This is a genomic window from Anaerosporobacter faecicola (genome assembly GCF_012070565.1).
Taxonomy (GTDB): Bacteria; Bacillota; Clostridia; order Lachnospirales; family Lachnospiraceae; genus Anaerosporobacter; species Anaerosporobacter faecicola.
The window spans coordinates 114,669-135,872 of sequence record NZ_JAAQRO010000011.1 but is presented as its reverse complement, the minus strand read 5'-3'; the positions used below and the strand labels follow the sequence as shown (position 1 = coordinate 135,872).

Genomic DNA, 21,204 nt, shown 5'->3' with positions numbered 1-21,204 from the left:
TTCGTATTTTGTTTGTTGTGGTGACTACATTATACTTCAAAAAGGGAGGTCATTGCTCTTTTTATTGCAAACTCCCATAAAATCGAGGTTTATACAATAAAAAAGGTAGTAAAATTTGACACTACCTTTTGCAACAAGGAGGAGACAATATGCAAGTCTTTAATGGATACATCAAAATATTAAAAAAATCAATACCTACATTATTGATCTATGTTGCAGTATTCACCGTAATCCTTGTGTTATTCTCTAATACGAGTTCAAACTCTACAACAGGTACATTCGAAGCGACGAAGGTTGACACTGCTTTTATTAATAACGATGAAGATAGTGTGTTAGCTGCTGACCTAAAGGATTATCTTAGCGATTACTGTGAATTTGTCGATGTGGGAACGGAAAAGGAAGAATTAGAAGATGCTCTGTTCATTCGAAAAGTAGAGTATATTCTTACCGTTGAAGAAGGATTTGAACAACGATTCTTAGATAATAAAGTAGTTACAGTTGATAAAAGAAGTGTACCAGATTCTACGGATGGAGTGTACATCGATAATATGATCAATAACTATTTTAATACACTGAAATCCTATTATGAAATTATGCCTGAAAAATCATTAAGTGAACTCTGTGCATTAACAAGAGATACATTAGACGAAACTGCATCATTAAATCTTGTACAGGATAAAACAGATGCAGATAGTGAATCACATTATCAGGTATTTTATAACTTCTTATCTTACTTATTCATTGCAGGATTAGTGACGTGTATTGGAAGTATAATGGTCGTGTTTAATGATATTCATATTAGCAGAAGAATTAATGTTGCACCTGTTTCGAACCGAAGTGTAACGTTACAGACAATGTTAGCGAATCTGATTTTCTCTTTTGTAATCTTTATTCTAATGATTGTTATGAGTATTGTATTAAGTCCTAGTAAGGAGATGACAACGGGGTTAGCATTACACATCTTGAATGCATTTGTATTCATGTTCTGCGCACTGGGAATAAGCTATATGGTAGGCAGTCTGCTAAAGAGTGAAAAAGTAATCGGTGCAATTGCAACGGTATTGTCACTAGGGCTTGCATTTCTAAGCGGTGCTTTTGTACCACAATACCTTTTGCCGGAAAATGTGATGAAGGTTGCAAGATTTACGCCAAATTACTGGTTTGTCTGTGTCAATGATCGGATTGCAGAGATTACAACATTCACCCAGGAAAACACAGGTGAGATCTTTGGGTATATGGGAATTGAGTTGATTTTTGCGGTTGCATTATTCTGTATTGCCGTTGTAATTAGCAAGAAACGAAACCAGCGTTGCGAATAGGAAATGAAAATAGACTTGCTTTTCTACTTATTTTCGATATAATATGATACTAGGGTAAATTCCCTGTTTTGTATTGCGAGAATACAATCATAGCAATACGTAGTATCCTGCACGTCATCTAGTGGAATGACAGAGAAAGAACAAATCGATAAGAAGTATAAAGAAAGGGTCTAGGCGGTATCATAGAGAACTATGATATGCATAGGTGTAAGAATGAGTATATTAAATGTAACCAATCTCAATCATGGATTTGGAGATAGAGCTATCTTTAATAATGTGTCTTTCCGTTTATTAAAAGGAGAGCATATTGGTCTTGTAGGAGCAAATGGAGAAGGAAAATCAACGTTTATGAACATTGTGACCGGCAAATTGATGCCTGATGAAGGTAATGTAGAGTGGTCAAAAAATGTTCGTGTTGGTTATCTGGATCAACATGCTGTTTTGTCAAAAGGGATGACCATACGTGATGTATTAAAATCAGCATTCGCTTATCTTTTTGAATTAGAAGCGAAGATGAATGAATTATGTAATCAGATGGCGGAAGCAGATGAAGAACAATTAGCTTCCATGATGGAGGAATTTGGTGTTATTCAAGACACCCTAGATTCTCATGATTTCTATATTATTGATACGAAGATTGATGAAATTGCAAGAGCATTAGGTCTTGATGCAATTGGCTTAGATAAAGATGTCACAGACTTGAGTGGTGGACAGAGAACAAAGATCTTATTGGCAAAATTGTTGTTGGAAAAGCCAGATATCTTGTTACTTGACGAGCCGACGAATTATCTTGATGTGACACATATTGAATGGTTAAAACGATATCTACAGGATTACGAGAATGCTTTTATCTTAATCTCTCATGATATTCCATTTTTAAATAGCGTAGTGAATATCATCTATCATATGGAAAATGCAGAACTTAACCGTTATGTTGGAGATTACGACAAATTCATGGAAGTCTATGAAGTAAAGAAAACACAGCTAGAAGCTGCTTATAAGAGACAACAGCAGGAAATCAGTGAGTTACAGGATTTCGTTGCTAGAAATAAAGCAAGAGTATCTACCCGTAATATGGCAATGTCCCGCCAGAAGAAACTAGATAAGATGGATGTGATTGAACTTGCCAAGGAAAAACCAAAGCCGGAATTTCATTTTAAGGAAGCACGTGCTGCAAGCCGCTATATCTTCCAAACAGAGCATCTGGTAATTGGATATGAAGAACCGTTATCCAAACCAATTACATTTGCAATGGAGCGTGGCGAGAAAATCGTATTAACAGGTGCGAACGGTATTGGTAAGACCACATTACTGAAGAGTATTCTTGGTATCATTCCATCTTTAGAAGGAAAGGTTGTTTTGGGAGATTACTTATATAAAGGATACTTTGAACAAGAGATGACAGGAGCGAAGAATAATACGTGTATTGAAGAAATCTGGAAAGAGTTTCCTTCCTATACGCAATACGAAGTACGTTCTGCACTTGCAAAATGCGGTCTGACTACGAAACATATTGAGAGCCAGGTACGTGTATTAAGCGGTGGAGAACAAGCAAAGGTTCGTCTTTGTAAGTTGATCAATCAGGAAACGAATATTTTATTGCTTGATGAGCCTACCAATCACTTAGATGTGGAAGCAAAAGAGGAACTGAAACGTGCCTTGAGTGTTTATAAAGGTAGTATTTTATTAATCTGCCATGAACCAGATTTTTATGAAGGTTTTGCAACGAAAGTAATCGATTGTTCTAACTGGTCTACGAGAATATAGATTACCAGAGGGATAATCCGCAGTAGGAATCGTTATAGCAAAGCACGTAGGGCTTATGGATGCTTGAATATTAAGTTGACATGAAATGTTGCGTGGATTATAATTTAACAGGAAGAATAGGTCATAAGAGAATGAAAATTCTTTTATGACCTTTTTCATATACTAGGAAAGTCCTTCGAATTTCCTAGTATATATTAAATGAAGTGTAGTGTGAAGGAAGAATCTTTCACGGCGATTTGTGACTTGAAAGGATTGCCACACTTATGAAAGGGCATGGGAATTAAGATGAAGAATTTTAGTAATTTTAATGATTATAGCAAAAAAGAAGATTTACATTTTGAATCAAAAGCAGTTCATGGTGCTTTGGGCAATGATCCAATTACCGGTGCTGTGAGCTTTCCGATATATCAAACGTCTACGTTCCGTCACAAAGCATTGGGGCAATCTACAGGATTTGATTATTCTAGATTACAGAATCCAACGAGACAGGAATTAGAGAGAACAATGGCAATCTTGGAACAAGGGTATGAAGCATTTGCTTTTACCAGTGGACAAGCAGCCAATATGGCAATATTTATGAACCTGAATCCAGGAGATGAGGTATTATTAACCGATGATATCTATGGTGGAACCTATCGTATGGGTGAAGATATCTATCGTCGTTACGGTGCAAATTTCCGTTATGTAGATATGTCAGATCTTGCTGATGTGAAAGCTGCGGTTACGGAGAAAACAAAGATTGTATTTATCGAGACACCAACAAATCCAATGATGAAAGTAGCAGATATTGCAGAAATCGCTAAGATTGCAAAATCGGTAGGAGCGCTAACGGTTGTTGATAATACATTCCTATCTCCATATTTCCAGAAGCCATTGACATTAGGCGCGGACATTGTAATTCATAGTGCAACCAAGTTCATTGGTGGGCATAACGATGCATTAGCAGGGATTGTTGTTGTGAAGACACCAGAGATGGCAGATTTTATTCGTGGTCAGATTAAGACACAGGGAAATATGTTGGCACCATTTGATTGTTGGCTTTTATTACGAGGATTGAAGACGCTTCCTGTTCGTATGGAACGTCATAATGAGAATGCGATGAAAGTTGCACAGTGGTTAAGAACACAGCCTAAAGTTACGAAAGTATATTACGTTGGATTTGAAGATCATAAGAATTATGCAGTTACGAAGAAACAAACGACTGGTTTTGGCGGTATGATTTCATTTAATGTGGATTCATTTGAAACGGTTCAAAAATTATTGGCGAATCTGGATATGATTATGTTTGCAGAAAGTCTGGGAGGAACGGAGACATTGATTACGTATCCACGTACACAGACTCATGAATCGTTAACAGAAGAAACAAGACAGAAACTTGGAATTACAGAGACATTCTTACGGTTATCGGTTGGATTAGAGCATATTGATGATATCATCCATGATCTTGACCAAGCATTGAACAGTTAAATCTCAGTTTGGGTTTGTTTGGTACAAGGAATGAGCGAATAGAGTAAGAAAGGAGCAGGTATACGATTACGTATAATGAGATCCCATCATTATGTTGGAATTGTATATTGGAAGAAAATCATGAGAATACGATTTACAAAAATGCAGGCATTTGGAAATGATTACGTATATATTGATGCAATTCATCAACAGTTGAATCATTTACCAGAGTTGGCTAGATACGTAAGTGATCGACATTTTGCAATTGGATCAGATGGTATGGTCCTAATCTGTCCTTCAGAAGTAGCAGATTTCCGTATGCGTATGTTTAATCCTGATGGAACGGAAGGAGAGATGTGTGGGAATGCTCTTCGAAGTGTTGGAAAGTATGTATATGACCATCATTTTACGGAGAAAGAATTCTTGACCATTGAAACTTTAGGTGGAATTCAGAAATTACAGTTATTTATTGAAAATGGTGAAGCCGTAAATATTCGTGCAGATATTGGTGAGCCTCGTTTGCTAACGAGTGTAATACCAGTGAATAGTGAATTGGAGCAATTTATTGAGCAACCAGTAACAGTGCTTGACAAGGAGTTTCATACCACAGCAGTTTCCTGGGGAAATCCACATTGTGTCTCTTTTATTGATGATGTTGCTTCTTTTGATGTTCATGGTTATGGAAGAGCATTTGAATATAAAACAGAATTATTCCCAAACAAAACGAATGTTACTTTTGCACAAGTAGTGAGCAGAGATTACATTAAGATGCGTGAGTGGGAACGTGGTACGGGTGAAACGATTGGCTGTGGAACAGGCTGTTGTACAGCAGTGGTAGCAGCAGTATTAACAGACCGATGTGATCGAAAGGTTACCGTAGAACAGATTGGCGGACCTTTGTTGGTTGAATGGGATGAGAAGAGCAATCATGTATTCATGACAGGCCCATCTCACACCATGTTTGAGTCGGATCTTGAAGTTGGACATATAATTACGGAAGAATAATGATTTAACTTATCCCCTATTCTTTGATATGGTCATTACATGGAGAAGAAGAGGGGATATTTGTGCGTAAACAATGAGATGAATTGATTTGTGATAGAATAGTTGAGCCCATGGCTTAGGGAGGATAATGGAGTATGCAAGTACGTAACTTATTAGAGAAGATTGATTTTCAGCTTCTTAAAGGAAATCTAGAAGAAGAAGTAACAGATATCATCTATGATTCTAGAAAAGTAACAAAAGGGGTTGCGTTTGTCTGTATTAGTGGAACGACGGTGGATGCCCATCGTTTTATTCCAGATGCAATTGCAAAAGGTGCAACCGTAATCATAGTTGAAAAAGAAGTAGAGATTCATGAAGCAGTAACGGTGATTCGTGTTACCAGTGCCAGACGAGCATTGGCATTCATGTCAGCTGCTTTGTTTGATTATCCAGCTGAAAAGATGGTTACCATTGGGCTAACCGGTACCAAGGGAAAGACAACAACAACCTACATGATTCAGAAGATGTTAGAAGAAGCAGGGAAAAAAGTAGGAGTGATTGGAACCATTGGTGCTGTTATAAATGGGGAAAAAGTTAAAACAGAGAACACGACACCAGAATCCTATGAATTACATTCCTTATTCCACAAGATGGTAGACGCTGGTTGTGAATATGTAGTTATGGAAGTGTCATCTCAGGGCCTGAAGATGGACCGTGTAGCAGGAATTAACTTTGATTATGGTGTTTTTACGAATTTTTCAGCAGATCATATTGGACCAAATGAACATGCTAACATGGAGGAATATCTTGCATGTAAGAGCTTGTTATTCAGACAATGTAAAGTTGGCGTGATCAATTGTGATGATGCAAGTGCAGAAGGAGTTTTAAACAATCACACCTGTGAAGTGAAGACATTTGGTTTCAATGAGGGAGCAGACCTTCGTGCTTCTAATATTGATTTCCTAATGATGCATGGACATCTAGGCATCTCTTTCGATGTTTGTGGTATGTTGGATGCACATGTGGAAACAAATATTCCTGGAAGATTTAGTTCGTATAATTCTATGGTAGCATTGATGATTGGTACTTTAATTGGATTATCGAAAGAGATCATGTTAGATGCCTTAGCCAACATTACCGTTCGAGGAAGAGCAGAAATCGTAAAAGTATCGGATGATTTTATTGTGATGATTGACTATGCTCACAATGCAGTAAGCGTGGAAAGTCTACTTACAACGGTTTCTGAATATGATCCAAAGAGAATCATCTGTGTATATGGTTGTGGTGGAAATCGATCGAAGCTACGCCGTTATGATATGGGTGAATTATGTGGAAGAATGGCGGATTTGTCTATACTAACCTGTGATAATCCAAGAGATGAAGAAGTAGCTGCAATCAATGAAGATATTAAAGTTGGTTTAGCTCGTAGCAATGGAAAATTTATTGAGATCGAGGATCGTACGGAAGCAATCCACTATGCTCTTGACCATGCCCAAAAAGGCGATATTATTATTCTGATTGGAAAAGGTCATGAAGAGTATCAGGAAATTAATGGTGTAAAACATTATTATAATGAAAGAGAAGTTATTGAGGATTATGCGAATTGTAGAACATTTGCGTAAGAAATCGGATATAATAGAATTAGATAACGAAATCCATAATTGAGATGGAATGAGGAGTGAGTAGATGAAATTAGGAGCCCTTTTACAAGAGGTTTCTTATACAATCGTGACTGGAAGCATAGAGATTGAGATTGATGGTCTCTCTATGAATTCAAGAGAAGAACTTAAGAATCATGTGTTTGTTTGTATTCAGGGAACTACTGTTGATGGACATCAATTTGCAGTTGATGCAATGAACAAAGGTGCTAGTGCGATCGTAGTAGAAAAAGAAGTTGAAGGGTTAGGAGGTTATACTGGAACAATTCTTTTCGTTGAGGATACGAAATATGTCTACGGAGTAATGTCCGCTGCCTATTTTCATTATCCAGCACGTGAATTGACCATGATTGGCGTGACGGGTACAAAAGGAAAAACCACAACAACATATATGATTCAATCCATGTTACAGGGAGTTGGATTAAAAACAGGTTTGATTGGGACGATCGAAACAATCATTGATCAAGAAAAGATTCCTTCAGAAAATACAACACCGGAAGCATATACCATACACAAGTATCTTCGAAAAATGGTAGATGCGGGCTGCAAATATGCTGTCATGGAGGTTTCGTCCCAAGGGCTTAAGTATGAACGAACGGCAGGTATTCTTTTTGACTATGGAATATTTACGAATCTTGAGGAGGACCATATTGGACCGAAGGAACATGCGGATTTTGAGGAATACCTATATTGCAAGAGTTTACTTTTTCAACAATGCAAACATGGAATAGTGAATAAAGATGATCCTTATGTTGAGCGAATTCTAGCGGGGCATACATGTGAAATTACAACATATGGGGTAGAGAACCATGCAGATGTAATGGCACATGATTTTAAACAGTACCAAGAAAAAGACCAACTAGGAATTGCATTTTACACAAAAGGTTTGGTGAATTCCCCAGTAAGACTTGGGATGCCAGGAACATTTAATGTATATAATGCATTAACTGCCATTGCTTTATGTTATCAACTATCCATACCTACCCATACTTTTGTTGAGGCACTTGCAAAAGTGCAGGTAAGAGGAAGAATGGAGATTGTTCCAATTGGAAAGCCGTATGTCTTGATGATTGACTATGCACATAATGCACTTAGTTTAAAAAGTTTGTTGTTGACATTACGAGAATATCAACCGAACCGTCTAGTTTGTCTGTTCGGTTGTGGGGGAAACCGCTCTAAACTCCGTCGATATGAGATGGGTGAAATTTCTGCCAGACTTGCAGATCTGACGGTAGTTACTTCGGATAATCCAAGATTTGAAGAACCAATGGATATTATTGCGGATATTCAGACCGGAATTAAAAAAGCGCAAGGGACTTGTGTAATGATTGCTGATCGTAGAGAAGCAATTCGTTATTGCATGGAACATGCACAAGAAGGAGATTTTGTAATCTTAGCAGGAAAAGGGCATGAAGATTATCAGGAGATTAAAGGCGCAAAGTATCCAATGGATGAACGGATAATTATTCAGGAGATTCTAAATGAGAGTAAGAGTAATATAATGAAAAATAAGCGAAATAATTGAGCAAAACGATTATATTTTAGGAAGGAGCTATGTGACATCTTGTTGCATTTTATTGTAATAATACAAATTTGTAATATTACAATGTCAAATGTCATGTGTTTTGTGTTGGCAAGAAACACAGAGCGTTAGAATCTGAAAACAGGAGAATGTAGCATAATAAAGGTAGATTCGAATGATTATTAGTGAAATGCAATAGGAGATAACATGGGAAGATAAGTATGGAATCACTAAGTATTAAGGAAATCGTAGAAGCAGTTGCTGGTGAACTACTCTGTGGGAAAGAGCAATTACAGGTTCATGAGGTAGGTACCAATTCAAAAGAAGCGAAGGAAGGTATGTTATTCGTTCCAATCATCGGGGAACGGGTAGATGCACATACTTTTATACCAGCGGTGTTAGAAGCAGGAGTAACAGCTGTTTTTACGAGTAAATCTGTTGATGTTTCAAAGGTAAAAGAAAATCAAGCGGTGATCCGAGTAAAAGATACGATTACGGCGTTACAAGATTTAGCGGTTTTTTATCGTAAGAAGTTTCAGATACCGGTTATTGGAATCACAGGAAGTGTTGGAAAAACAACGACGAAAGAAATGATCGCTGCAGCATTGGAAACAAAATATCGTGTATTAAAAACAGCAGGGAACATGAACAGCCAGATTGGTCTGCCACTAACCATATTCCGCATTGACCATACCCATGAAGTTGCAGTTATTGAGATGGGAATCAGTGAAGAAGGGGAGATGGAAAAACTTGCTAGAGTTGCAAAACCAACGCATGCGGTGATCACCAACATTGGTGTTTCGCATATTGGTCAATTAGGCTCCAAAGAGAACATACGAAAAGAAAAGATGAATATTATTAACGAATTTGGTTCTGAAAGCACACTATTTGTGAATGGAACAGATGAGCAGTTAATGAAGGTTCTTCCATTTTCAGAATATCTTAAAAATTCTGACAAAGAAAAAACACAGAATTGTGATAAAATTGATGTAAATGATCGTACGCTAGCCAAATTAGAAACTGCGAATGTAGTAACATTTGGTTATGGAGATGGTTGTATGTACCATGCGACGGATGTGATAGCGGAGCAGGGACATACAAAATTTACACTTCGTACAAGTCAAAGCGTTAGGAATCAAAAGCATATTAATATAGAAGAAAAAGAACAAGCAAGTCAAATAGAATTACAAGTACTTGGAGAACATAACGTATATAATGCATTAGTTGCCATTGCCATTGCCAATCGATTGGGAATAGATACAGACGTAGCGAAAGAAGGATTAAAAGAATATAAACCTCTTGCAATGCGTGGAGATATTGTAAAGAACAATGGGATTACAATCATTGATGATACGTATAATGCTAGTCCAGATTCTATGCGAGGAGGAATTAATATCCTATTGGAGTTACCTGATGTAAAACGACATTTTGCGGTATTAGCGGATGTGTTGGAATTGGGTGAACACTCCTATGCTTGCCATTACGGTGTGGGAGAATACATTGCTACAAAGAAAGTTGAAGAAGTAGTAACCATTGGACAGGAAGCAAAGGCAATTGCTAAAGCAGTGCAAGAAAAGAATGATCGCATAATTGTACATTGTATGGAGAAGAATGAAGAAGCAATTGCGTATCTGAAGAACAATGTTAAGTCGGGAGATGCAATCTTAGTAAAAGGTTCCCGTGGAATGCATACCGATGAGATTGTTGCGGCATTGAAAGCATAATGATAACTTGGCATAAAGGTGGTGAGAGAAATGATATATGCAGATATCATCGTTGATATCTCCGTTGACAACTTGGATAAGACATATCAGTTTGCTGTTCCAAAGCATCTTGAGGAAAAAGCGGTAGTAGGTGCACTTGTCAAATTTCCTTTTGGTAAGGCAAATCGGATTATAAAGGGATATATCATTTCTTTGTCTCAAACCCCTAAGATCGATATTTCCTATATCAAAGAAATCAGCGAGGTAGTAGATGATGCTCTTGTGATGGAATCTCATCTAATTAAGCTGGCTTCTTGGATTCGGGAACAATACGGGGCAACACTTAATGACGCATTGAAAGTTGTGTTGCCGGTTAAACAGACGGTAAAGATGATTGAGAAACGTACCATCTGTCTACAATGGTCAAAGGAAGAGACGGAGAACCTACTGAAAGAAGTACAAAGAAAAGGTTATAAAGCTAGAATTCGTTTTTTAACGGTCTTACTGGATAAGGGTCAATTGGACTATGAGGAAGCCATTCATCAATATGGAATTACACGTCCCGTCATTCAGGCAATGGAAGAACAAGGCGTTATCAGAGTAGAGGCGAAGACGCTGTATCGAAATCCAATTAAGAATAAACAAGAAATGCAAAAACCTGTCACATTGACAGAAAAACAGCAAGAAATCGTCAATGATTTTACAAAAGAATATGAAGAAGGAAAGAGAAGAACCTATCTTCTGCATGGAATAACAGGAAGTGGGAAAACAGAAGTTTACATGGAGATGATGGATCATGTTCTTAAACAAGGCAAGCAGGTAATCTTATTAATTCCTGAAATCGCATTGACGTATCAAACCGTCATGCGATTCTATAAACGGTTTGGTGACCGTATCTCAATTATGAACTCTAGGCTATCAAAAGGTGAACGGTATGACCAGTATCTGCGGGCAAAACAGGGCGAGATTGATATTATGATTGGACCGAGGTCTGCATTATTTACTCCATTTGAAAAGTTAGGGCTTATTATTATTGATGAAGAACATGAAGGTAGCTATAAGAGTGAAATGCCACCCAAATACCATGCAAGAGAGGTGGCAATCTATCGTGCTAGTCTGTTAGAAGCAAGCGTAATCCTTGGTTCTGCAACTCCATCACTAGAAGCATATAAACGTGCAAAAGATGGGGAATACAAATTATATGAGTTGAAAGAAAGAGTTAATCAAGCTGCACTTCCCAAAGTCTATATTGTTGATTTACGGGAAGAATTAAAGAAGAAGAACAAATCCATTTTTAGTGAAAAATTGAAAGAACTGATACAGGATCGTTTGGATAAAAAAGAGCAGATTATGTTGTTTTTAAATCGTAGGGGTTTTGCAGGTTTTGTTTCCTGCAGAAGTTGTGGACATGTTATGAAATGTCCTCATTGTGATGTATCGTTGACCTATCATACAGGAAGAAGAGCGGATCAGTTGGTCTGTCATTATTGTGGTTATGAAGAGCCCATGCCCAAGAAGTGTCCAAGTTGTGGTTCGCCATATATCGCGACATTTGGTACGGGTACGCAAAAAGTAGAAGAGATGGTAAAAAAAGAGTTCCCGTCAGCTAGGGTGTTGCGAATGGATATGGATACAACGGCTGGAAAAGATGGACATGAAAAGATCCTATCCGCGTTCGCAAAACAGGAAGCAGATATCTTAGTAGGAACACAGATGATTGTGAAAGGACATGATTTTGGTAATGTCTCCTTAGTTGGAATTTTAGCTGCAGATTTGTCCCTCTATGCAAATGATTATCGTGCGGCAGAGAAGACATTCCAACTATTAACACAAGCAGCGGGACGAGCGGGACGAAGTAAGAATAATGGAGAAGTGGTAATTCAGACATATAGTCCTACGAATTACAGTGTAACAACAGCAGCAGTGAATGATTATGTAGGATTTTATGAGAAGGAGATCTTGTTTCGAACCATGATGAAATATCCACCAGTATCCAATATATTAGTGGCATTTCTTACTTCAAAAAATGAACAATCCGTTGAACAAGCTTCAGAGTTGTTTAAGGCAGCAGTTTTAGACTATAAGCAACAGGAATGTGTTCGCTTAGAGCAAGCACAAGAAAATGAAAGTATATCGGAAGATGTGATAAAAGAAGAATTAGAAATCATTGGTCCAGTAAAAGCAAATGTTGCAAAAGTGAACGATATATACCGATATGTTCTTTATATGAAACATATGGATTATATATATTTAAGGAATTTGAAAAATTTTATGGAAGGATTTATTGAATATTCAAAGATTTTTAATGGTTGTAGTGTTCAATTTGATTTCAATCCAATGAGTAGTTATTAGCAAGTGGAACTGTTCAGAGCCAAGCAGATTTGATACAATATGCGAGGAATGCTTGCACAACGAGAAGACAAGAAGGGAAAGGAAGATTAAAATGGCAATTCGAAATATTAGAACAATGGGTGATACCGTACTGAATAAAACAGCGAAAGTGATCACGGAAATGAATGACCGTACACAGATTTTAATTGATGATATGTTAGAAACAATGTATGAAGCACAAGGTGTTGGGTTAGCAGCACCTCAAGTGGGAATCTTAAAACGTTTGGTTGTAATTGATGTTACACCAGAAGGCGATTCTCCAATTATATTGATCAATCCAGAGATTATAGAGACAAGTGGAGAACAAACAGGGGATGAAGGTTGTTTAAGTGTTCCTGGAAAAGTGGGGGTTGTAACACGACCAAATTATGTGAAAGTGAAAGCATTGGACCGTAATATGGAGGAAGTCGTTTATGAAGGAGAAGGTTTATTAGCACGTGCATTCTGTCATGAAATTGATCATTTGGATGGACATCTCTATGTAGAAAAAGTAGAAGGAAAACTCTACAATGTGAGCGATTTAGAGGAAGAATAGGAGGAATTTGCATGAAAGTTCTTTTTATGGGAACTCCTGATTTTGCGGTAACAACGTTAGAGAAAATTATCGAAGCAGGACATGAAGTCGTTGGAGTTGTAACACAGCCAGATAAACCAAAAGGAAGAGGGAAAGCCGTATTATATACGCCTGTTAAGGAAGTTGCAATGGCGCATGGTCTACCAATTTATCAACCGGTTAAAGTACGTGAGGAGCATGTAATCGAGGAATTAAGTAAGTTACAGCCAGATATCGGAGTGATCGTTGCATTTGGTCAGATTTTACCACAAACATTGCTTGATATGCCAACTTATGGTTGTGTAAATGTACATGCATCTTTGTTGCCAAAATACCGTGGAGCGGCACCGATTCAGTGGTCAATCATTGATGGTGAACCAACTACAGGTGTTACAATCATGCAGATGGATGCAGGTTTGGATACTGGTGATATGATCAATCGAGTTGAAATTCCGATTGAAAAAGAAGAAACGGGTGGAAGCTTATTTAATAAATTAGCAGAAGCAGGTGCAGATCTGCTTATTGACACGCTACGTTCTTTTGAAGAAGGTACTATTGTGCGTACGAAACAAGACAGTGCAGCATCTACTTATGCAGCAAGACTTACAAAAGAGTTAGGCAATATGGATTTTACGAAGTCTGCAGTAGTTTTAGAACGATTGATCCGTGGATTAAATCCATGGCCAAGTGCATATACTTCACTGAATGGTAAGACACTAAAGGTATGGAGAGCTGATGTGGAATTAAAAGAATATGGTGGAAAGCCTGGAGAAATTGTTGAACTAACCAAGGATGCAATTATCGTTCAGACGGGAGAACAGGCATTGGCACTCAAAGAGATACAATTAGAAGGAAAAAAACGTATGGATGCAGGAGCCTTCTTACGTGGATTCTCCATAGAGAAGGGAACTGTACTTGGGCAGTAAAGGAGTGACAATTATGGCATTATTTTATGGATATGGTTATCGATATTTTGACCCAACCTACCTGTTGGTTTTAATTGGTGTTGTGCTTAGTTTATTGGCATCGGCAAAAGTAAAATCAACCTTTGCTAAGTATTCCAATGTACGTAGTATGTCTGGATATACAGGTGCACAAGCAGCACAACGAATTTTACAAAATGCAGGAATCTATGACGTTACGGTACAGCATATCAGTGGAAATCTAACCGATCACTATGACCCAAGAAGCAAAGTTCTTCGTCTATCAGATAGTGTATATGGAAGTACGTCAGTTGCAGCCATTGGTGTTGCGGCGCATGAATGCGGACATGCGATCCAGCACAACAAGGGGTATGCTCCATTAAAATTCCGTACAACACTTGTTCCTGTAGCGAACTTTGGGGCAACACTTTCTTGGCCGTTAATCATTATTGGTATCTTTTTAGGAGGAGCACAACCATTGATTACTTTGGGAATCCTTTTGTTCAGTGCAGCCGTACTGTTTCAACTTGTAACGTTGCCAGTGGAATTTAATGCTTCAAATCGTGCGGTGAAGATATTGGCAGGCTCAGGAATTCTAGCAGAAAATGAAGTAGAGAAGACGAGAAAGGTACTTAGTGCAGCCGCACTTACCTATGTGGCAGCCGCAGCTGCATCAATCTTACAGTTGCTTCGTTTGATTATATTATTTGGAGGAAGAAGAAACCGTGACTAAAGAAATGGATCTAAGAGAAATGGCACTGGCGATATTGATGGAAGTAACCCAGAACGGAGAATTCAGTAATAAAGTATTGAACCAGACTCTTACCAAATATCAATACCTGTCAAAACAAGATCGAGCATTTCTCTCGAGATTAACAGAAGGAACGATTGAACGAATGATCGAGTTAGATTATATCATCAATCAATTCTCTAGTGTAAAGGTAAATAAGTTAAAACCAGTAATACGTAATATTTTACGTCTTGGTGTATACCAGTTAAAATATATGGATCAGGTTCCAGCAAGTGCTGCTTGCAATGAATCCGTTAAGTTAGCTATGAAGAAAGGTTTCAAAAATCTTCGTGGTTTTGTGAATGGTGTATTGCGTAACATAAGCAGACAGCTAGATACGATTCCGTATCCAAGTAAAGTTGCTATGCCAGTAGCATATCTCAGTGTTGTATACTCTATGCCAGAATGGATCATTAAGAATTGGCTTGAAGAATATTCCTTTGATGTGGTGGAGAAGATGTTGCAAGCTTCATTTGCTGAAAGAGAAACAACCATTCGCTGCAATACCAATAAGATTTCTGTAGAGGAATTGCGAAAAGGTTTGATGGAACAAGGCGTATTGGTGGGAGACGGAACTTACTTAGAAGAGGCACTAAAAATCTCCAAATACGATTCTATCCAACGACTATTTGGTTTTTCAGAAGGCTATTTTCAAGTACAGGATGAGAGCTCTATGATGGTAGCACATGCAGCAGGAATTAAAAAAGATAATCTTGTAATTGATGTTTGTGCAGCACCAGGAGGAAAAAGCTTACACGCAGCTCAGCTGCTTGAAGGAACCGGTAAAGTAATCGCATGTGATTTGACAGACTATAAAGTGGATTTGATCAGACAGAATATTCAACGATTGGGTTACACAAATATAGAAGCACGTGTACAAGATGCATTGCAGTTTGATGAAAGCTTAGCAGAACAAGCAGATGTAGTAATTGCAGATCTTCCATGTTCTGGACTTGGTGTTATTGGAAAGAAAAATGATATAAAGTACAATATTACACCTGAAAGCCAAAAAGAACTGGTAGCATTGCAAAAAGAGATCCTTAAAGTAGTAAACAAGTACGTTAAAAAAGGTGGAACACTGATCTATAGTACTTGTACAGTGAATGTAGAGGAAAACGTAAAGAATGTAGAATGGTTCTTGAATCATTCGGATTTTGTATTAGAGCCCTTAACGGAATTCTTGCCAGAACGTTTTGTGAAGAGAGAAGAAAGCGATAGTACAATGACAAAAGGTTATCTACAATTCATTCCTGGAATCTATCATACAGATGGTTTTTTCCTTGCAAGATTTGTTCGAAGATAGCGCATGGGAGGTGAAAGAAAAATGGAAAAACAAGATCTAAAATCCATGAATTTTGAACAGGTAAAAGAGGTCATGAATCAACTTGGAGAAAAGGCGTTTCGATCCAAACAGATTTATGAGTGGATGCACCAGAAGCTTGTAAATGATTTTGAAGAGATGACCAATCTGTCCAAGCCTTTGCGAGATCGTTTACGCGAGAATTTTACACTAACATCCTTAAGGGTTGTGGATAAAAGAGAATCTGCAAAAGATGGTACTTGTAAATTCTTGTTTGAGTTATCCGATAACCGTGTAATTGAAAGTGTATTGATGAAATACAAGCATGGGAATTCTGTATGTATCTCTTCGCAGGTAGGTTGCCGAATGGGCTGCCGATTTTGTGCTTCCACATTAGGCGGTTTGGAGAGAAATCTGACGCCAGCGGAGATGCTTGATCAGATCTATAAGATCCAAAAAATTTCAGGAGAGAGGGTGTCGAATGTAGTCGTTATGGGTACAGGGGAACCTCTTGATAATTATGATAATCTAAATCGATTTATTGAATTATTAACCGATGAAAATGGATTGAACATTAGCCAAAGAAACATTACCGTATCTACGTGTGGGTTAGTACCAAGAATACGAGAATTAGCTGATCAGCAATTACAGATTACTTTAGCGATATCTTTACATGCACCAAACGATACCATTCGACGTGAAATCATGCCGATTGCCAATCGATATAGTATAAAAGAGATTATTGACGCAGTTACGTATTATTATCAAAAGACAGGTAGAAGGATTACCTTTGAATACAGTTTGGTTGAGGGCGTGAATGATAAGGAAGAGCATGCAAAAGAATTAATTCATGTAATTCGTGGGTTGAATTGCCATGTGAATCTGATCCCTGTTAATCCAATTAAGGAGCGGGATTTCAAACAGACGCAGATGCACTTCGTCCAAAATTTTAAAAATATACTTGAAAAAAATAGAATTAATGTTACTATTAGAAGAGAAATGGGCGCGGATATTGACGCTGCCTGTGGACAGCTCAGAAAAAGCTATATGGATGAGCATACGAATTAATAAGGAGGTAACGCCATGGAATCATTTTCAATCACCGACATTGGTATGAAACGAAAGATGAATCAGGATTTTGTTTTTACTGAACAGAATCCAGTTGGCAGCCTTCCCAATTTATTTATTGTTGCTGACGGAATGGGAGGACATAAAGCAGGGGATTTTGCATCAAGGTTTAGCGTAGAGCAAGTAGTTACGTTTATTCAAAATAGTAAATTGACTTCACCTATTCGACTTTTTGAGGAAGCAATTAAAAATGCGAATACGCTTCTATTGAATAAAGCAAAAGAAGATCCTAATTTGGAAGGTATGGGAACAACATTTGTTGTAGCAACAGTCATTGACCAAATCATGTATGTTGCGAATGTTGGAGACTCACGATTATATCTGATACAAGACAGTATAAAGCAGATCACCAGGGATCATTCCTTAGTAGAAGAGATGATTAAGAATGGGGAGATTAATAAAAGTGAGGCAAGATTCCACCCGAATAAGAATATTATTACGAGAGCAATGGGAGCTGGTCGGGATGTAGTACCAGATTTCTTTGAGGTGGCTTTAAAGGATGATGATATTATTCTTATGTGTTCTGATGGATTAACTAACATGATTGATGATCAAGAAATATTCGATATCGTGACATCAAGAAGAGACAAAATTAAGAGTGCAGTAAGAATGCTTGTTGAAAAAGCGAATGAATACGGTGGCAAGGATAATATTACAGCACTTGTTGTAAAACCATAATAGAGAGGTGAAAAAATGATTAAACCGGGAATGTTTATTAGCGACAGATATGAAATTATAGAAAAAGTCGGTACCGGCGGAATGGCTGATGTTTATAAAGCAAAATGCCATCGTTTGAATCGAAATGTCGCAATAAAAGTATTAAAACCTGAATACAGTGATGATCAAACATTTGTCTCAAAATTTAGAGGCGAAGCACAGTCCGCAGCAGGATTATCGCATCCAAACATCGTGAATGTATATGATGTTGGAGATGATGGGAATCTACATTACATTGTAATGGAATTGGTTGAAGGTATAACATTAAAGAGTTTTATTGAACGTAAAGGAAAACTAGAGATAAAGGAAGCCGTTGGAATTGCCATTCAGATTGCACAAGGTATGGAAGCGGCTCATGCAAATCATATTATTCATAGAGACATCAAGCCTCAGAACATAATCATTTCAAGAGAAGGAAAAGTAAAAGTTACTGATTTCGGTATTGCCAAAGCAGCAACTTCGAATACCATTACTTCGAATGCAATGGGAAGTGTACATTATATCTCGCCTGAACAGGCTAGAGGTGGTTATAGTGATGAAAAGAGTGATATCTATTCATTAGGTGTTACATTATATGAGATGTTAAGTGGAAGAGTACCATTTGAAGGGGACAATGCAGTTGCAGTAGCACTTCTTCATATTCAAGGAGATGCTATGCCACTTCGACAGATCGATCCTACAATTCCACCAAGTTTGGATAAGATCGTACAGAAATGTATGCAGAAGAAACCAGAACGTCGTTATCTAAGTGCGTCGGAATTAATTCAAGATTTAAAACGTTCTTTATCCAACCCGAATGGGGAATTCGTTAAAATGGCTCCTATGGGAGTAAGCGATTCTCCTACCATTAATCTGACTCCTGAGCAAGTTGGTGAGATCAGAGAAGCTTCTGGGTATAATAATGGTGGTTCTGGTAATTATAATTCACAAAATTATAATATGCAGAATAATCTAAACCGTAACAATGGATATAACCAGGATCAAGTAGATAATCAGATGTATGAGAATGAGGAAGAAGATACTGATGATGAAAAAGATGTTGATCCAAAGTTAGAGAAATTTATTATTGCTGGATCAATTACCGTAGCGATCGTATTAGGTATTGTTATTATTGCAATCGTTGGAAAAGGCTTTGGTCTGTTTAAATTTGGATCAAGCAAAGGAAGTGATAATAAAATTGAAGAAGAACTAGAATCTGCCTCCCCAGAAGCAACGGACGAATTAAGTGAAAAAGTTCCTGTTCCTGATGTAACTGGTAAAACGTTAGAAGAAGCAATTGCACTTTTAAAAGAAGCGGAGTTAAGTTCTCGTAATGAAGAAAAAGCTTCTGATGTTGTAGAAGAGAATTATATAATTGAACAAAGTATCAAAGGTGGAGAAGAAGTTGATAAGAATACAGTGATCGTACTTACAGTAAGTACGGGAGTAGAAGCCTTTGAACTTCGTGATGTAACAGGTCTTACAGAGGATCAGGCAGATACAATCTTAAAAGAAGATCAAGAATTAAAAGTTACCCATGAATATGCGTATGATGATTCTGTAGAATCTGGTCTAGTAATTAAAACCTCACCAAAAGCAGGTGAAAAGGTTAACAAAGGCGACAAGATTACGGTATATGTAAGCAAAGGAAAAGAAACGAAATATGTTAAGGTTCCAGATTTACGTAATTATTCACAGTCGGATGCAGAAAAGTTAATCACATCCAATGGATTAGTTGTTGGTAAAGTAAGTACTGCTAATTCTGATACGTATGATAAGGGAACGGTAATGGAACAATCCTATGCTGCAAATACAGAAGTAGAAGAAGGAACAAAGATTGATATTACCATAAGCCTTGGAGCTAAAGAAGATACTACGGAATATATCTATACAGCGAATGTAACAATGTCAACAAGTCCATTTGCAGATGATATGGAAGATGGCGTCGTTTCTATAGATATCTATTATGATAATTACGATGATCCACAGATGGATGCGTATTCTAAGACAATGTCTGCAGCAGACTTCCCTAAATCCGTAACGATTCAAGGTGAGCATGAAGGTGCTGCTACGGTTATCTTCTACTTAGATGGAGAAGAGTTTGGAGAACAAGAAGTAACATTCAAGAAGGTAGCGAAATAATGCAGGGAAAGATCGTCAAAGGAATTGCAGGATTTTATTACATTCATGTACCCAAACACGGGGTATATGAATGTAAAGCGAAAGGAATCTTTCGTAATCAAAAGATAAAGCCTCTAGTTGGGGATAATGTGAGAATTGAAGAATTGGATAAAGAAAAAAAACTAGGTAATATCGTTTCGATATTACCTAGAAGTAATGAATTGATACGTCCAGCAGTTGCTAATGTGGACCAAGCATTGGTAATTTTTGCTGCGGCTAATCCAGATCCCAATCTAAATCTACTTGACCGATTTTTGATCATGATGAATAAGCAAAACGTGGAAACCTATGTATGCTTTAACAAACGGGATATTGTTTCACAGGAAGAACAAAGACTATTAGAAGAGACATATCGATTAGGTGGATATCATGTGTTTTTTACCAGTGCGTTGCAAGGAGAAGGATTGCAACCTATTCGAGACATATTGGCTGGTAAAACAACAGTTCTAGCAGGACCATCAGGAGTAGGGAAATCATCAATGATTAATAATCTGATTCCTTCTGCACAGATGGAAGTTGGAAGCATAAGCGAAAAAATTAAGCGAGGAAAACATACAACGAGACATTCTGAGTTGTTTGCCATTGATGATGATTCCTTTTTATTTGATACGCCTGGCTTCAGCTCGCTCTATATTGATCAGTTTGAAAAAGAAGAACTGAGATCATTTTTTCCAGAATTCCTTCCATATGAAGAATATTGTAGATTTCAAGGGTGCGCCCATATTAATGAACCACAATGTGGGGTAAAACAAGCACTTTCGGAAGGTAAGATTAGCAAAACCAGATATGAAAATTATCTATTATTATACAATGAATTAAAAGAAAAGAAAAAATATTAGTGAA

At 37.5% G+C, this 21,204-nt stretch carries 16 protein-coding genes; all 16 read left to right on the top strand.

Features of this window, described 5'->3' with window-relative positions:
- The first annotated feature begins 149 nt into the window (after positions 1–149).
- The 16 genes from HBB17_RS07775 (at position 150) to rsgA (ending at position 21,200) form a co-directional block, all read left to right on the top strand.
- The gene (locus HBB17_RS07775) at positions 150–1,319 is read left to right on the top strand and encodes an ABC transporter permease (protein ID WP_167956925.1); all 1,170 of its coding nucleotides are present in this window, start codon (positions 150–152) and stop codon (positions 1,317–1,319) included.
- A gap of 213 nt (positions 1,320–1,532) precedes the next feature.
- Positions 1,533–3,086 carry an ABC-F family ATP-binding cassette domain-containing protein gene (locus tag HBB17_RS07770; protein ID WP_167956924.1) on the top strand — a complete coding sequence of 518 codons (1,554 nt, stop codon included), beginning with the start codon at positions 1,533–1,535 and terminating at the stop codon, positions 3,084–3,086.
- 285 nt (positions 3,087–3,371) lie between these two features.
- Complete coding sequence (locus HBB17_RS07765) at positions 3,372–4,553, top strand: trans-sulfuration enzyme family protein (RefSeq protein ID WP_167956934.1); 1,182 nt, start codon at positions 3,372–3,374, stop codon at positions 4,551–4,553.
- A gap of 120 nt (positions 4,554–4,673) precedes the next feature.
- Complete coding sequence (dapF, locus tag HBB17_RS07760; protein WP_330588183.1) at positions 4,674–5,537, top strand: diaminopimelate epimerase; 864 nt, start codon at positions 4,674–4,676, stop codon at positions 5,535–5,537.
- Positions 5,538–5,671: 134 nt separating this feature from the next.
- Positions 5,672–7,138 (top strand): UDP-N-acetylmuramoyl-L-alanyl-D-glutamate--2,6-diaminopimelate ligase, encoded by a 1,467-nt coding sequence (locus tag HBB17_RS07755; protein ID WP_167956923.1) that lies wholly within the window; start codon positions 5,672–5,674, stop codon positions 7,136–7,138.
- A gap of 64 nt (positions 7,139–7,202) precedes the next feature.
- On the top strand, positions 7,203–8,699 hold the full coding sequence (locus tag HBB17_RS07750) for a UDP-N-acetylmuramoyl-L-alanyl-D-glutamate--2,6-diaminopimelate ligase (RefSeq protein ID WP_167956922.1): 1,497 nt from the start codon (positions 7,203–7,205) through the stop codon (positions 8,697–8,699).
- Positions 8,700–8,917: 218 nt separating this feature from the next.
- Positions 8,918–10,420, top strand: coding sequence for a UDP-N-acetylmuramoyl-tripeptide--D-alanyl-D-alanine ligase (locus HBB17_RS07745; RefSeq protein ID WP_167956921.1), 1,503 nt, complete (start codon positions 8,918–8,920; stop codon positions 10,418–10,420).
- 30 nt (positions 10,421–10,450) lie between these two features.
- Positions 10,451–12,751 (top strand): replication restart helicase PriA, encoded by a 2,301-nt coding sequence (gene priA, locus HBB17_RS07740; protein ID WP_238483701.1) that lies wholly within the window; start codon positions 10,451–10,453, stop codon positions 12,749–12,751.
- 91 nt (positions 12,752–12,842) lie between these two features.
- On the top strand, positions 12,843–13,325 hold the full coding sequence (def, locus tag HBB17_RS07735) for a peptide deformylase (RefSeq protein ID WP_167956920.1): 483 nt from the start codon (positions 12,843–12,845) through the stop codon (positions 13,323–13,325).
- 11 nt (positions 13,326–13,336) lie between these two features.
- Entirely contained in the window at positions 13,337–14,269 is a 933-nt protein-coding gene (gene fmt / locus HBB17_RS07730; RefSeq protein WP_167956919.1) for a methionyl-tRNA formyltransferase, read from the top strand.
- Positions 14,270–14,282: 13 nt separating this feature from the next.
- On the top strand, positions 14,283–14,999 hold the full coding sequence (locus HBB17_RS07725; protein WP_167956918.1) for a zinc metallopeptidase: 717 nt from the start codon (positions 14,283–14,285) through the stop codon (positions 14,997–14,999).
- Positions 14,992–16,359: a 16S rRNA (cytosine(967)-C(5))-methyltransferase RsmB gene (gene rsmB, locus HBB17_RS07720; RefSeq protein WP_167956917.1), complete on the top strand. Its 1,368-nt coding sequence runs from the start codon at positions 14,992–14,994 to the stop codon at positions 16,357–16,359. Before HBB17_RS07725 ends, rsmB begins: the two co-directional genes overlap by 8 nt.
- Positions 16,360–16,380: 21 nt before the next feature.
- Complete coding sequence (gene rlmN, locus HBB17_RS07715; protein WP_167956916.1) at positions 16,381–17,424, top strand: 23S rRNA (adenine(2503)-C(2))-methyltransferase RlmN; 1,044 nt, start codon at positions 16,381–16,383, stop codon at positions 17,422–17,424.
- Positions 17,425–17,439: 15 nt separating this feature from the next.
- Complete coding sequence (locus HBB17_RS07710) at positions 17,440–18,162, top strand: Stp1/IreP family PP2C-type Ser/Thr phosphatase (protein WP_167956915.1); 723 nt, start codon at positions 17,440–17,442, stop codon at positions 18,160–18,162.
- Between the two features lie 15 nt (positions 18,163–18,177).
- Positions 18,178–20,322 (top strand): Stk1 family PASTA domain-containing Ser/Thr kinase, encoded by a 2,145-nt coding sequence (pknB, locus tag HBB17_RS07705; RefSeq protein WP_167956914.1) that lies wholly within the window; start codon positions 18,178–18,180, stop codon positions 20,320–20,322.
- Positions 20,322–21,200: a ribosome small subunit-dependent GTPase A gene (rsgA, locus tag HBB17_RS07700; protein WP_167956913.1), complete on the top strand. Its 879-nt coding sequence runs from the start codon at positions 20,322–20,324 to the stop codon at positions 21,198–21,200. The genes pknB and rsgA overlap by 1 nt, the downstream gene beginning before the upstream one ends.
- Positions 21,201–21,204 lie beyond the last annotated feature (4 nt).